This is a genomic window from Micromonospora sp. SYSU B005, assembly GCF_055362685.1.
Genome location: NZ_JAXCFU010000012.1, coordinates 25,932 through 39,026 on the forward strand (window position 1 = coordinate 25,932; position 13,095 = coordinate 39,026).

Below are 13,095 nucleotides of genomic sequence, written 5' to 3' on the forward strand. Positions count from 1 at the left end.
TGGCACCTCGGGCCACACCTACTGTGCTCGCCGGCAGCAGCCGGCCCGCCATCGCATGCGGTCACGCCCTCCGCACGTCATCGACTGACCTCGAACGTGCCAGGGGCGGGCCGATTGCACCTCTTGACGGGGCGGGCGCAGCCACTATGGTGCTGTGTAACATATTACTGATGGAGGCCGCATGGAAATGGCGCCGTGGCGTGGGGTTCTCGTAGCGACCGCTCTACCGTTCCACGCCGACCAGGGCATCGATTTCGATGCTTACGCTGCACATGTCGGGTGGCTCGCTGACAACGGCTGCCATGGCGTTGTCCCCAACGGTTCCCTCGGTGAATACCAGGCGCTCAGCAGCGAGGAACGGGCTTCGGTGGTGCGAACGGCGGTGCAAGCCGCCCCTGATGGGTTCGCCGTCGTACCAGGCGTCTCGGCCTACGGTGCCGACGAGGCACGGCGCTGGACCGAGCAGGCTGCGGAGGAAGGCTGCCCGGCCGTCATGTTGCTGCCACCGACGACGTACCGCGCTGACGAGGCAGCAGTGCTGGCCCACTACCGCGAGGTGGCGAAGGCAGGTCTACCGATCGTCGCCTACAACAATCCGATGGACACGAGGGTGGACCTGACACCCGACCTGCTGCGGCGTCTACACGACGAAGGTTTGATCGTCGCGGTCAAGGAGTTCAGCGGCGACGCCCGCCGGGCGTACCAGATCGCCGAGACGGCGCCTGGTCTCGACATCCTCGCCGGCGCGGACGACATCGCGCTCGAATTCCTGATCGCGGGCGCGGTGGGGTGGATTGGCGGTTACCAGAACGCCATTCCGGCGAGCTGCGTTCGTCTTTACGAGGCCGCGACGGCGGGTGATCTCAGGACGGCCGTCCTCCTCTACCGGGCACTGCATCCGCTGCTCCGTTGGGATTCGCGCACTGAGTTCGTTCAGGCGATCAAGCTTTCCATGGATGTCGCCGGTCGTCCCGGTGGCTTCACGCGCCAGCCGCGCCAGCCACTGGCCCCCGCCGACGCCGAGGTCATCCGTGCCACGACCGAACGGCTGCTCGCGGCAGGGCACCGCTGATGCGCAGCAGCCGCGTCATTCACGTCGTCGACTCCCACACGGAGGGAATGCCCACCCGGGTGGTGACCGGAGGCGCGCCGCTCCTGCCGGGCGACACCATGGCGCAACGTCGGGAGTACCTGACGAACCACCGCGATGACCTGCGCACGTTTCTGATGTACGAGCCGCGCGGGCACTCCGCCATGTCGGGTGCGATCCTCCAGCCGCCCACCCGCCCGGACGCCGATGTCGGTGTGGTCTTCATCGAGGTGTCGGGGTGCCTGCCGATGTGCGGACACGGTGCGATCGGTGTGGCTACCGTACTGGCAGAGACCGGGATGGTGCCGGTCACCGAGCCGGTGACCACGATCCGCCTCGATACGCCGGCCGGACTGGTGGTGGCGTCTGTCAAGATCGAGCAGGGCCGCGCCACCGCTGTCACCATCCAGAACGTTCCTTCCTTCCTGGTGGAACAGGACGCGCTGGTCGACACGTCCCCGGCTACGGCCACGTCCGTTACGACCTCGCGTTCGGCGGCAACTTCTATGCGATCGTCGACCTGCCGGAGCTGGGCCTGCGACTGGATCGCACGGACAAACAACGGCTGCTGGAGGTGGGCCTCAGTGTCATGAGAGGCGTGAACGACACCGCCCGGCCAGTGCACCCCGAACAGCCGCACATCGCCGGATGCCACCATGTCTACCTGGCCGCGGAAGGGGCGACCGCCCGGTTGTCACGCCACGCCATGGCCATCCATCCCGGCTGGTTCGACCGATCCCCTTGCGGGACCGGCACGTCGGCGAGGATGGCGCAGCTCCACGCCCGCGGGTTGCTCCCCCTCGGACAAGAATTCGTCAACGAGTCCATCATCGGCAGCCGGTTTTCCGGTCGGCTGGTCGATACGACCACCGTCGCCGGTCGGCCCGCGGTGGTGCCGACAGTTACCGGGCGGGCGTGGCTTACCGGTACCGCCCAGTTCTTCCTCGACCCCGAGGATCCTTTCCCGGCGGGATTCATGTTGTGAGTCTCATTCAGAGCCGTTCTCCTCAGAAGCCGGACGATGTAGTCGCGGAGCGTGCCCCGGTCACTCCTGATGGGGTGCGGAAGCTCGCCGATTCGGTCCGTGTCGCGCAGGACGCCTGGCGCCGTCGGGATCCGTCCGGCCGCGCCGCGGCCCTGAGCGGGGCGGCGGACCGGCTGCGGGCTCGGGCCGGCGAAGCGGCTGCCCTGATCGTCCGTGAGGTGGGCAAGCCGGTCGTGGAGGCGAACGCCGAGGTCAGCCGGGCCGCTGCGATCCTCGACTACTACGCCCAGTCCTGCTTCGCGGCGATCGGCGACCTGCTGGCGCCGACGCTGCCGGCGAATCAGCCGGGACTGCTGTTCACCGAACGCCGGCCGCGGGGCGTGGCTGGTCTGATCACGCCGTGGAACTTTCCACTGGCCATCCCCCTGTGGAAGGCTGCACCGGCCCTCGCCACTGGTAACGGAGTGCTGCTCAAGCCGTCGCCCGAGGCGCTGGCTTGCGGCGAGTTGCTGGCGGGCCTGTTCGACGGGCTGCTGCCCGACGATCTGCTCCATGTCGTGCCGGGAGGTGCGGACACCGGACAGGCCGTCGTCGGGGCGGCTGACGTCGTGTCCTTCACCGGCTCCGCGACGGTCGGCAGGGGTGTCGCCGTCGCCGCCGTTCGCGCCGGGCTGCCGGTGCAGGCGGAGATGGGCGGACAGAACGCCGCGGTCGTGCTGCCGGACGCCGACCCGGCCACCACTGCCACGATGCTGGCAGGTGCCGCCATGGGATATGCGGGCCAGAAGTGCACCGCGACCCGGCGGATCATCGTGGTGGGCGATGCCACCGCGCTCACCGAAGCCCTGGTGGCCGCGGTGGCGGGGCTACGCGTCGGCGACCCGGCCGATGCCGGCGTCGCAGTCGGTCCCGTCATCACCGACGCCGCGCGCCGTCGAGTTCTGGACGGCGTCGCGGCAGCCCGCGCGGCAGGAGGCCGGGTTCTCACCCGTCTCACGTCCCCGGGTGACGGCCTCTATGTGGCGCCGGTGCTGCTCGATTCGGTCGACCCCGGCCATCCGGTCGCGTGCGAGGAGACGTTCGGCCCGCTGGCCAGCATCTTCACCGTGTCGGACCCGGCCGCTGCGGCCGCTCTGGTCAACCACGTTCGATACGGGCTGGTGACGTCCGTCCACGGAAGCGACATCGGCCGGTTGTTCGAGGTGGTCCGGGCCATCGACACCGGTCTCATCCGGGTCAACACGCCCACTACCGGAGTCGATTTCCATGCACCGTTCGGCGGTGAGAAGGCGTCCAGTCAGGGCCCTCGAGAACAGGGCACAGCCGCACTGGACTTCTACACCTCGTTGCGCACCATCACCCTCTGCACTCCCCCACCCAACCCCGCCGAGGAGGCCGCATGAAACGGGTCGACCTGCACACCGGTAGTCACGATCTGCCGGTCAGCCCCGCGCTGGAGAAGTTCATGCTCTCCGGGTGGGCGGACAGCGAGCGGCACGTCACGCAGGTCGACGAGGTCGCCGGCTGGGCCGCGGCACGCCGGAGACAGATGCACGGCCGTTTCTCCGGGGAACGGCTCGTCGTCCCGGCCGGAAGCTTCAAGAGGCGTTCCAACGACCAGCACTATCGGTTCCGCCCGCATTCTGCCTATGTCTGGCTGACCGGCGACCAGTCCTCAGACGGGGTCCTGGTCATCGAGCCGGACGGTGAGGAGGTGCTCTTTCTTCGCCCCCGATCCGATCGGAGCACGCCCGAGTTCTTCCGTGACCGGATGTATGGGGAACTGTGGGCCGGACGCCGGCCCACCCTGGGAGAGAGCCGTCGGCGGCTGGCCGTGACGACCCGTCATCTGGCCGAGCTGGAGTCGGTCCTGTCCGGGCGGGGCGTCCCGACCCGCGTGCTGCGCGGAGTCGACGTGCACGTGGATGGGCTGACGGCCGACGCCGCGGGCCCGGGCGACCTGGAATTCGCCGCGGTGCTGGATGAGATGCGGCTGGTCAAGGACGACTGGGAGATCGGCCAGCTGGAAGAGGCGGTAGCCATCACCACTCGCGGTTTCGAGGACATGGTGCGTGCCTTGCCGATGGCGAAGCGTACGTCCGAGCGTTACCTGGAGGGGGTGTTCTGGCAGCGAGCCCGCCTGGAGGGCAACGACGTCGGATACCACTCGATCGTGGCCGCCGGTGCGCACGCCGCCACCTTGCACTGGATCGACAACGACGGCGCCGTCCGCGACGGGGACCTGCTGCTGCTCGATGCCGGTGCCGAGACGAGGTCGCTCTACACGGCAGACATCACTCGTGTTCTACCGGTGTCCGGCCGGTTCAGTCCGCTGCAACGCGATCTCTACGAGTTGTGCCTGAAGGCGAACGACGCAGCTCTGGACTGCCTCAAGCCGGGCGCCGACTGGCGTGCGTTCCATCAGGCGGCGATGACCGTGCTGGCGTTCGGCCTCGCCGACCTGGGCGTGCTGCCTGTGCCGCCGGAACGCGCCTTGACCGAGGAGTCGGGGCTCTACCGGCGGTGGACGCTGTGCGGGTCAGGCCACATGCTCGGTCTGGACGTCCACGACTGCGCGGCTGCCCGCGCTGGCAGCTACCTGCACGGACGGCTGGCCGCCGGCCAGGTGCTCACTGTCGAGCCCGGCCTCTACTTCCAGCCTGACGACGAGTTGGTTCCGGCTGAGCTGCGCGGAATCGGGATTCGGATCGAGGAGGACGTCCTCGTCACCGACAACGGCTGTCGAGTCCTCTCCTCCGGGCTACCTCGACGCCCCGACGAGATCGAGGCGTGGATGCACCGGGTGGCGTCGTGATCGACGCCGGCGCGGACGTGGTGGTGATAGGCGCCGGGATGACCGGTGCCGCCTGCGCCTACTACGCCGCACGGGGCGGCCTGACGGTGACAGTGGTGGACCGGGCCGGCGTCGCGTCCGGCACCACCGGGGCCGGCGAAGGCAACATCCTCCTGTCCGACAAATCACCCGGCCCGGAACTCAGCCTGGCGCTTCATTCCGTCGCCCTGTGGCGCGAACTGGGCGAGACCATGGGCGATGCGCAGATCGAACTGGAACGTAAGGGCGGACTGGTGGTGGCGGCCTCGGCGTCAGAGCACGACACACTGTCGGCGTTCGCGGACCGTCAGCGTGCTGCGGGCGTCGAGGCGCACGCCGTCGCCTCGCATGAGTTGCCCAGCTACGAGCCGCACCTGTCCCCCCATCTCGTCGGTGCGGTGCACTATCCCCAGGACATGCAGGTCCAGCCCATGCTCGCCGCCGCACACCTGCTCCGTGCGGCCCGGGCAACGGTACTGACCGGCACCTGCGTCGTCGGCCTGCTCCGGGACGGCACCGGGGGGATTCGAGCTGTGCGGACTGATCATGGCCTGCTGCCGACGACCAGGGTGGTGAACGCCGCCGGCGTATGGGCTGGCAGAGTCGCCGCGTTGGCGGACGTCGAACTGCCGATCCTGCCTCGACGTGGCTTCGTCCTGGTCACCCAGCCGCTGCCAGAGCTCGTGCGGCACAAGGTCTACGCCGCCGGCTACGTTGCGAACGTCGAGCGCAGCACCGCTGGGCTGGAGATCTCCCCGGTGGTGGAGGGGACTCGCGCCGGCACGATCCTGATCGGGTCCAGCCGGGAGCATGTCGGCTTCGACCCGGCCATGTCTCTGCCTGCGCTGAGAGGGCTCGCAGCGGCTGCGATACGCCTGTTCCCGATCCTGGCCGGCGTCTCCGCGATCCGCGCCTACCGGGGTTTCCGGCCGTACAGTCCGGACCACCTGCCGATCATCGGCGCGGACAAGAACGTGCCGGGGCTCTACCATGCCACCGGACACGAGGGCGCCGGTATCGGCCTCGCCCCGGCGACCGGGCACGCCATCGCGGCACTGCTGACCAACCGCCGCCCGCATGTAGATCTACGACCGTTCGCACCGGAGCGTCACCATGTTCACCTTTGACGGCCGCTCGATCCCTCACGACGGGCGGCAGAGCGTAGCCGCGGCTCTTCTGGCCGCCGGGATCCGATCCTGGCGGAGCACACGCGTCGAAGGGCGACCCCGGGGGGTCTTCTGCGGCATCGGCGTGTGCTTCGACTGTCTCGTCACGGTCAACGGTGTGCCGTCGCAGCGGGCCTGTCTGGTGGTCGCCCGCAGCGGTGACGTGATCGAACCTCAGGACGAGCGGCGGGAGAGGGCATGAGCACGTACGACCTGGTGGTGATCGGTGCAGGACCGGCCGGTCTGGCTGCGGCGGTCACGGCGGCCGATGCCGGCTGCCGGGTGGCCGTCCTGGATGCCGGGCCGCGTCCCGGCGGACAGTACTGGCGGCACCGATCCGGAGCGGACGCCCACAGCCACACGGACTGGGCGGTGTTCGCCGGTCTGCGCGCACGGATCGACCAGCTTGGTCACCACCCGGACGCGGCAGTGTGGTTGGTCGAGTCTCGCCCGGACGACGTCGGTCCGCAGTTCGCCGTCCACACGCACTCCACGGTCGTATACGGCCGGCGACTCGTCATCGCCACCGGAGCTCATGACCGGGTTGTCCCTTTCCCAGGTTGGGATCTGCCGGGGGTGGTCACCGCAGGTGGAGCTCAGGCCCTGCTGAAGGGTCAAGGGGTGGTGTTCGCGCGACGCGTCGTCGTCGGGGGTACCGGACCGTTTCTGTTGCCGGTCGCGACCGGCTTGGCCGACGCCGGCGCCACGGTGGTCGGCGTGTACGAGGCGAACGACCCTGTCCGGTACGCACGGCATGTCGGTGCGGTTCTCGGCGCAGCGAGCAAGTTGACCGAGGCAGGCCGGTACGGCTGGCGCATGCTGCGCCGTCGGGTGCCGTATCGGCGGCGTACGGCTGTGGTGGCCGCGCACGGCGACGAGCAGCTGACCGGGGTGACAGTGGCGGCGATCAGCCCGCTGGGCTCGGTGGTGCCCGGCAGCGAGAGACACGTCGGCTGCGACGGTCTCGCCGTCGGCTTCGGCTTCACCCCGCAGGTGGAGGTGGCTGTCGCCCTGGGATGCGAGACATTCATGGACCGCGACGGCAGTCTCGTGGTGAGGATCGGGCCGGATCAAGCGACCTCGGTACCGGGCGTGTATGCAGCGGGCGAGGTGACCGGCGTCGGCGGGGCGAAGCTGGCGCTCGTGGAAGGGCACCTCGCCGGGGACGCGATCGCCCGGTCTCTCGGTCGTGCGGAGCCGCTGCGTGCGGGTGAGCGCAGCAGGCTCCTGCGGATCCGGCGTCGACTGCGTCGTTTCGCGGCGGCTCTGCACGCGGTTCATCCCGTGCCGGCGTTCTGGCCCGACCTGTGTGACGACCAGACGCTCGTCTGTCGGTGCGAGGAGGTGTCGGCAGGCGCTGTTCGGCAGGCGGTGCGTGAACTGTCCGCGGGCGATGCCCGGAGCACGAAGCTGTTGACCCGCGCCGGCATGGGCTGGTGCCAGGGGCGAACATGTGGTTACGCCACAGCATGCCTCACCGCCCGAGAAGCGGCCCGGCCGGTGAGTTCGGTGGATCTTCAGTGCCATGCGTCTCGTACGCTGATGCAGCCGATCACGCTTGCCGACCTCGCCGGCGACGACTGATCTCGCGCACGACGAATCACGGCCGGCGCGGAGGTGCCCTCAGCATTCGATGACGTTGACGGCGAGTCCGCCCCGCGCGGTCTCCTTGTACTTGACCTTCATGTCCGCGCCGGTCTCCCGCATGGTCTTGATGACCTTGTCCAGCGACACGTGGTGCACCCCGTCGCCGCGCAACGCCAGCCGGGCCGCGGTGATCGCCTTGATGCTCGCCACCGCGTTGCGCTCGATGCACGGGATCTGCACCAGGCCGCCCACCGGGTCGCAGGTCAGCCCCAGGTTGTGCTCCATGCCGATCTCGGCGGCGTTCTCCACCTGCTCCGGCGTACCGCCCAGCGCCTCGGCCAGCCCGGCCGCCGCCATCGAACACGCCGAACCCACCTCGCCCTGGCAGCCCACCTCGGCCCCGGAGATCGACGCGTTCTCCTTGAACAGCACACCGATCGCGCCCGCCGCCAGCAGGAACCGGACCACGCCCTCCTCGGAGGCGCCCGGCACGAAGCGGGCGTAGTAGTGCAGCACGGCCGGGATGATCCCGGCGGCGCCGTTAGTCGGCGCGGTGACCACCCGCCCGCCGGCCGCGTTCTCCTCGTTGACCGCCAGCGCGAACAACGTCACCCAGTCCATCGCGCGCAGCGGATCCCCGCTGCCGGTCTCCGCCTCCAGGCCGCGTCGCATCTCCGCCGCGCGCCGCCGGACCTTCAACCCGCCCGGGAGTACGCCGTCGCGGGTGCAGCCGTTCTCCACGCACTCGCGCATCACCCGCCAGATCTCCAGCAGCCCCGCCCGCACGTCCGCCTCGCTGCGCCAGGCCAGCTCGTTGGCGAGCATCACCTCGCTGATCGACAGCCCGGTGCCGGTGGTGACCTCGAGCAGTTCCGCGCCGGTGAGGAACGGGTGCCGTACCCGGGTGCTGTCCGCCTTGATCCGGTCCGCCCCGGCCGCCGCCTCGTCCACCACGAACCCGCCACCCACCGAGTAGTACGTGCGCGACCGCACCTCGCCCCCGGCCGCGTCGTACGCCGCGAACGTCATCCCGTTCGGGTGATACGGCAACGACCGCCGCCGGTGCAGCACCAGATCCGTGTCCGGGTCGAAGTCGATCCCCTGACTGCCGAACAGGTCGAGCCGCCGCTGCGTACGGATCCGCTCCACACGCGGCCCGACCGAGTCGGTGTCGACGGTCTCCGGGACCTCCCCCTCCAGCCCCAGCAGCACCGCCCGGTCACTGCCGTGCCCGTGCCCGGTCGCGCCGAGCGAGCCGAACAGCTCCGCCCGTACCCGCGCCACGTCGGCGAGCTGCCCGTCGGCCTTCAGGCCCGCCACGAACGTACGGGCGGCCCGCATCGGCCCGACGGTGTGCGAGCTGGACGGCCCGATACCGACGCTGAAAAGATCGAAAACACTGATCATCGCGCGCATGCTCCTGTCATCGCCACGGACGACGGTCTTCGGTTCCGCGTGACCGGCCATGGCTGCCTGGTCCGCGGCGAACGATGCCGGAAGCTCCGCGTCGCGCTCAGTCGGCGGCGCCAGGCTTGAAGGATCGAGCCAGGAGGAGCAGGTTCGCGGGCTTCTCGGCAAGCCTGCGGGTGAAATATGCGTACCAGTCCTGTCCATACGGCAGATACACCCGCACGCGGTACCCCTCCCCCGCAAGCCGCCTCTGCTCGTTCGCGCGGATGCCGTACAGCATCTGGACCTCGAAATCGGTGGTGCTCCGGCCACCGGCGCGGGCGAGCCCGATGGCGCTGTCGATCAGGCGGGGATCGTGGGTCGCCACCATGGGATAGCCCTGGCCCTGCATCAGGATCCGCAGGCACCTGTCGAATGCCTCGTCGATTTGACGCCGTCGCGTATATGCCACTGACGCCGGCTCCGCGTAGGCTCCCTTGACCAGGCGCACCCGGCTCCCTGCGTACGCGAGGCGCTGGCAGTCCGCCGGGGTACGGTGCAGGCACGCCTGCAGCGCCACGCCCACCCAGGGAAATTCGGTACGCAGTTCGTCCAGCACGGACAGCGTCAGGTCAACCGTGGTGTGATCCTCCATGTCGAGGGTCACCGTGACGTCGGCGGCAGCCGCAGCGGCACAGATGTCGCGCGTCAGCCGATACGCGTGTCGGCGACCGTCGTGGGGCAGCGCGCTACCGAGCGCCGACAGTTTCACCGACACCTCGGACGTACCGGGCATCCGCATCTCGGAGAGCAGGCTGAGATACGCGTCGCGTACGGCGGCAGCCTGCTCGACTGTCGTCGTTCCTTCGCCGAGATGGTCGATCGTCACCCGCATCCCGGATTCGACGATGCGCCGCGCCACTGCGATCGCCTCGTCGTTCACCTCGCCGGCAACGAATCGTTGCACCACGCCCCGGGTCAGGGGGGATCCGGCGACGATTCTCCGGAGTCGGTGACTGCCGGCCGCCATCAGCAACAGCTTGTTCGGCAATTGGGGTCCTTTCTCGGGGCTGCCGTCGCCCTCAGGCAGCAGAGCGTGACGGAGCGATCTACCACCCGCGGAAGCTCGGGTTCCCCGTACGGTCAGGAGGTGTGGCCGGGATGGACGGGGTGCCGATCGACGAGGCGAGCCACCCGCGTGCGTAGCGACGTGTCAGCCTCCCTGGCGGTCAGAGCACCGGCGATGATGTCGGCCACCTCCATGAAGTCCGCTTCGGAGAACCCTCGGGTGGCGAGACCAGACGTGCCGATCCGCAGCCCGGAGGTGACCATCGGCGGGCGTGGGTCGAACGGCACGGCGTTACGGTTGACGGTGATGCCGACGCCTTGCAGCAGCCGCTCCGCCTGCGCGCCATCGATATCCGCGTGGCTCAGGTCGACCAGCACCAGGTGCACGTCGGTGCCTCCGCTGACCACCCGGATACCGGCCTTCGCGACCTCGGCGGCGCACAGACGATCGGCGACGATCTTCGCTCCGGTCAGGGCGCGCCGCTGCTGATCCTGGAACTGCGGTTCTCCGGCGATCCGGAAGGCCACCGCCTTCGCGGCCACGACATGCGCCAGCGGACCACCTTGCTGGCCTGGGAAGACCGCCGAGTCCAGCCGCCGCGCGAGATCGGTGTACGCGCTGAGGATGGTGCCGCCCCGAGGGCCGCCGAGGGTCTTGTGCGTGGTCAGGGTGACGACATGGGCGTGCGGCACCGGGTTGGGATGCAGACCGGCCGCGACCAACCCGGCGAAATGTGCCATGTCCACGAGCAGGTATGCACCCACCTGATCGGCGATCCGCCGGAACCGGGCGAAGTCGAGCGTTCGAGGGTAGGCCGACCAGCCGGCGATGAGCAGCTTCGGCCGATGCTCGCGCGCCAACTCTTGGACCTCATCCATGTCGATCAGGTGGTTCTCGGCGCCTACGCGATAGCTCACGGCCCGGTACAGCCGCCCCGAATAGTTGATGCGCATGCCATGGGTCAGATGGCCGCCGTGAGCGAGGTCGAGCCCGAGGATGGTGTCACCCGGCTCGATCAGAGCAGCCATCACGGCGGCGTTCGCCTGCGATCCGGAATGCGGCTGCACGTTCGCGTAGGTGGCGCCGAACAGCCGCTTGGCCCGGTCGATCGCCAGGCGCTCGATGTCGTCGACATGCTCGCATCCGCTGTAGTAGCGCCGTCCCGGGTAGCCCTCCGCGTACTTGTTGGTGAGGGCCGATCCCTGCGCCTGAAGGACGGCTCGGGGCGCGAGATTCTCGGAGGCGATCATGCCCAGGGTCTCGTGTTGCCGGCGTAGCTCCCGGCCGATCGCCTCGGCGATGGCGGGGTCGAGGTCGGCCAGATCATCGTCGATGGCTGCCATCGGGGCCTACCGCGACTCGTCGGAGAAGTCGCGGTACTCGTCCGGCGACATCAGGGAAGGCACCTGCGCCAACCGGACCCGCAGGAGCCAGCCTTTGCCGTACGGATCGGCGCCGATCAGGCCCGGATCGGCGATGACCGCCTCGTTGACGGCGACGACCTCTCCGCTGACCGGGAGATACAGCTCCGCGACCGACTTCGTGGACTCGACCTCTCCACACACGTCACCGGCAGTCAGGTGGCTCCCCGGCTCGGGCAGTTCCACATAGATGACATCACCGAGCGCTTCGGCGGCGAAAGCGGTGATGCCCACTTCGGCCGGCTGAACCGAGTCGTTGACCCACTCGTGGTTGAGGCTGTACTTCAGGTGTTCCGGTACGTTCATGACGCTGAACCCTCGCAAGGAATGGCCGCAGATCACCGCGGACGACGGTAGAACGGAAGAGGGACGATCTCGACGGGCTCGGTGGTCCCCCGGATCTGCACGGCCAGCCGGATGCTGTCGCCGGTGCCGGCACGGATGCCGGCCATCGCGATCGGCCGTCGGAGTGTGGGTGAAGGGGCGCCGCTTGTGATGAGGCCGACCGGGTCAGCACCCTGGCCGCCGTCGGTCAGCCTCACCACCTGCTGGCCCGCTCGGGGAATTCTCTGCCCGGACGCGACGAGGCCGACGAGCCGACGGGTGACCCCGTTCTTGTGGGCCTCGGCCAGCGCGGCTCGTCCGACGAAGTCGCCTGGTTTGACGAAGGACACCACCCGCCCCAGCCCGGCATCGAACGGGGTGACGTCACGGCCGATCTCTGCGCCGTACAACGGCATTCCAGCCTCGATGCGGAGAGTGTCGCGGCACGCCAGCCCCGTGGGCGTCAAGCCGTGACGCCGACCGGCCACAAGCGCCGCTTCCCACGTGCGGACCGCGTCTTCGGCGTGTACGAGCAGTTCGAAGCCGTCTTCGCCGGTGTAGCCGGTACGAGCGACGACGGCTGGACGACCGTCGATGTCCAGGAGCGCTGCGGTGTAGTAGCGGAGTCGGGTGAGTCCCGTACCGGTCAGGGCTTCCACGATGGGGGCGGCGCGCGGACCCTGCACCGCGATGATCGCCCGCTCGCTCGTGCGGTCGGCCGCCCAGGCCGCGTAGTCCGCGCAGCGGGTCCTGATGGCCTCATGGACGACGCGTGTGTTGACGGCGTTGACGACCAGCAGGTACCGGTTCGATGCGAGGCGATAGGCAACGAGGTCGTCCAGCACCCCGCCGGCGGCGTCGCAGAGCATGGTGTAGCGCGCGCCGCCGATCGGTACGGCAGACAGGTGCCCGACCAAGGCGTAGTCCAGTGCTGTCGGGGCCTCCGGCCCCGTCACCTCGAGCTGACCCATGTGGCTGAGGTCGAAGAGGCCGGCCTGTTCGCGTACGGCGCGGTGCTCAGCGAGCTCGCTTCCGTAGCGAAGGGGCATCCGCCAGCCGCTGAAGTCGGTGAATCGAGCTCCGTGTTCTATGTGCGATGCATGCAGAGGTGAGCGGAGCAGAGCCGCAGGATCCTGGTACACGGGGGCGCTCCTCGTCCCGACGCACGCGGCGTCGAACGGTCGGTTGCCTCCCGCTCTGTCATTGACCTGAGAGCTTCACCGCTGCGTCA

Annotated in this window: 13 protein-coding genes; 8 read left to right on the forward strand and 5 right to left on the reverse strand. The window is 69.2% G+C overall.

All coding sequences use genetic code 11. The features are described from left to right. Window positions 1-181: 181 nt before the first annotated feature. Genes SM452_RS23815 through SM452_RS23850 form a run of 8 tightly spaced genes read left to right on the forward strand, consistent with a single transcriptional unit; the run spans window position 182 to window position 7,658 of the window. Window positions 182-1,072, forward strand: coding sequence for a dihydrodipicolinate synthase family protein (locus SM452_RS23815; protein ID WP_463840728.1), 891 nt, complete (start codon window positions 182-184; stop codon window positions 1,070-1,072). Continuing rightward, the gene (locus tag SM452_RS23820; protein ID WP_463840729.1) at window positions 1,072-1,683 is read left to right on the forward strand and encodes a proline racemase family protein; all 612 of its coding nucleotides are present in this window, start codon (window positions 1,072-1,074) and stop codon (window positions 1,681-1,683) included. The genes SM452_RS23815 and SM452_RS23820 overlap by 1 nt, the downstream gene beginning before the upstream one ends. Beyond that, a complete protein-coding gene (locus SM452_RS23825; RefSeq protein ID WP_463840776.1) occupies window positions 1,602-2,075 on the forward strand; it encodes a proline racemase family protein in 474 nt (157 codons plus the stop codon). The genes SM452_RS23820 and SM452_RS23825 overlap by 82 nt, the downstream gene beginning before the upstream one ends. Next, on the forward strand, window positions 2,072-3,478 hold the full coding sequence (locus SM452_RS23830; protein ID WP_463840730.1) for an aldehyde dehydrogenase family protein: 1,407 nt from the start codon (window positions 2,072-2,074) through the stop codon (window positions 3,476-3,478). Before SM452_RS23825 ends, SM452_RS23830 begins: the two co-directional genes overlap by 4 nt. Continuing rightward, window positions 3,475-4,890 carry an aminopeptidase P family protein gene (locus SM452_RS23835; RefSeq protein WP_463840731.1) on the forward strand — a complete coding sequence of 472 codons (1,416 nt, stop codon included), beginning with the start codon at window positions 3,475-3,477 and terminating at the stop codon, window positions 4,888-4,890. The genes SM452_RS23830 and SM452_RS23835 overlap by 4 nt, the downstream gene beginning before the upstream one ends. Further along, window positions 4,887-6,035, forward strand: coding sequence for an NAD(P)/FAD-dependent oxidoreductase (locus SM452_RS23840; RefSeq protein WP_355513386.1), 1,149 nt, complete (start codon window positions 4,887-4,889; stop codon window positions 6,033-6,035). Before SM452_RS23835 ends, SM452_RS23840 begins: the two co-directional genes overlap by 4 nt. Continuing rightward, window positions 6,022-6,276 carry a (2Fe-2S)-binding protein gene (locus SM452_RS23845; RefSeq protein WP_355513384.1) on the forward strand — a complete coding sequence of 85 codons (255 nt, stop codon included), beginning with the start codon at window positions 6,022-6,024 and terminating at the stop codon, window positions 6,274-6,276. Before SM452_RS23840 ends, SM452_RS23845 begins: the two co-directional genes overlap by 14 nt. Continuing rightward, entirely contained in the window at window positions 6,273-7,658 is a 1,386-nt protein-coding gene (locus tag SM452_RS23850; protein ID WP_435154006.1) for an FAD-dependent oxidoreductase, read from the forward strand. Before SM452_RS23845 ends, SM452_RS23850 begins: the two co-directional genes overlap by 4 nt. 39 nt (window positions 7,659-7,697) lie before the next feature. Here SM452_RS23850 and SM452_RS23855 read toward each other — a convergent pair whose 3' ends face one another. The 5 genes from SM452_RS23855 to gcvT all read right to left on the reverse strand — a co-directional run bounded on the left by SM452_RS23855 (window position 7,698) and on the right by gcvT (window position 13,006). Then, window positions 7,698-9,068 (reverse strand): L-serine ammonia-lyase, encoded by a 1,371-nt coding sequence (locus tag SM452_RS23855; protein WP_463840732.1) that lies wholly within the window; start codon window positions 9,066-9,068, stop codon window positions 7,698-7,700. A 106-nt stretch (window positions 9,069-9,174) separates the two neighbouring features. After that, window positions 9,175-10,101 (reverse strand): proline dehydrogenase family protein, encoded by a 927-nt coding sequence (locus SM452_RS23860; RefSeq protein WP_435153933.1) that lies wholly within the window; start codon window positions 10,099-10,101, stop codon window positions 9,175-9,177. 92 nt (window positions 10,102-10,193) lie between these two features. Beyond that, window positions 10,194-11,462 (reverse strand): serine hydroxymethyltransferase, encoded by a 1,269-nt coding sequence (gene glyA, locus SM452_RS23865; protein WP_450068280.1) that lies wholly within the window; start codon window positions 11,460-11,462, stop codon window positions 10,194-10,196. A 6-nt stretch (window positions 11,463-11,468) separates the two neighbouring features. Continuing rightward, a complete protein-coding gene (gene gcvH, locus SM452_RS23870; protein ID WP_450068281.1) occupies window positions 11,469-11,846 on the reverse strand; it encodes a glycine cleavage system protein GcvH in 378 nt (125 codons plus the stop codon). Window positions 11,847-11,878: 32 nt separating this feature from the next. Continuing rightward, on the reverse strand, window positions 11,879-13,006 hold the full coding sequence (gene gcvT, locus SM452_RS23875) for a glycine cleavage system aminomethyltransferase GcvT (RefSeq protein WP_187693134.1): 1,128 nt from the start codon (window positions 13,004-13,006) through the stop codon (window positions 11,879-11,881). Between the last annotated feature and the right edge of the window lie 89 nt (window positions 13,007-13,095).

Excerpts from the sequence above, each read along its gene's own strand:
- SM452_RS23855 (WP_463840732.1), bottom strand. The coding sequence starts at position 9,068 with ATGATCAGTGTTTTCGATCTTTTCAGCGTCGGTATCGGGCCGTCCAGC.
- SM452_RS23815 (WP_463840728.1), top strand. The coding sequence starts at position 182 with ATGGAAATGGCGCCGTGGCGTGGGGTTCTCGTAGCGACCGCTCTACCG.
- glyA (WP_450068280.1), bottom strand. The coding sequence starts at position 11,462 with ATGGCAGCCATCGACGATGATCTGGCCGACCTCGACCCCGCCATCGCC.
- SM452_RS23850 (WP_435154006.1), top strand. The coding sequence starts at position 6,273 with ATGAGCACGTACGACCTGGTGGTGATCGGTGCAGGACCGGCCGGTCTG.
- SM452_RS23820 (WP_463840729.1), top strand. The coding sequence starts at position 1,072 with ATGCGCAGCAGCCGCGTCATTCACGTCGTCGACTCCCACACGGAGGGA.
- SM452_RS23835 (WP_463840731.1), top strand. The coding sequence starts at position 3,475 with ATGAAACGGGTCGACCTGCACACCGGTAGTCACGATCTGCCGGTCAGC.
- SM452_RS23845 (WP_355513384.1), top strand. The coding sequence starts at position 6,022 with ATGTTCACCTTTGACGGCCGCTCGATCCCTCACGACGGGCGGCAGAGC.
- gcvH (WP_450068281.1), bottom strand. The coding sequence starts at position 11,846 with ATGAACGTACCGGAACACCTGAAGTACAGCCTCAACCACGAGTGGGTC.